The sequence below is a fragment of the Vibrio sp. 10N.286.48.F5 genome (assembly GCF_041469785.1).
Lineage (GTDB): Bacteria > Pseudomonadota > Gammaproteobacteria > Enterobacterales > Vibrionaceae > Vibrio > Vibrio crassostreae_C.
On sequence record NZ_JBFRLG010000056.1, the window covers coordinates 1 to 257 of the forward strand.

Here is a 257-nt window from a genome sequence, read left to right on the forward strand (position 1 = left end):
AGTCTCTCCGACCGCACCATTATTTAGAATGTGTTTCTTTCATTAGATGACCATTCATTGTTGGGCTATCGCCAAGCGGTAAGGCACCGGCTTTTGATGCCGGCATTCCCTGGTTCGAATCCAGGTAGCCCAGCCACTATTACAACGTTATATTGAATCACCAATATTCAGTATGACTACAAAGATTTGCTGCGGTCGTGGCGGAATTGGTAGACGCACCAGATTTAGGTTCTGGCGCCGAGAGGTGTGAGAGTTCA

Annotated in this window: 1 tRNA gene; it reads left to right on the top strand. The window is 47.5% G+C overall.

The features are described 5' to 3' along the window. Window positions 1–61: 61 nt before the first annotated feature. Window positions 62–136: transfer RNA gene (locus tag AB4185_RS21520), tRNA-Gln, on the top strand. Window positions 137–257 lie beyond the last annotated feature (121 nt).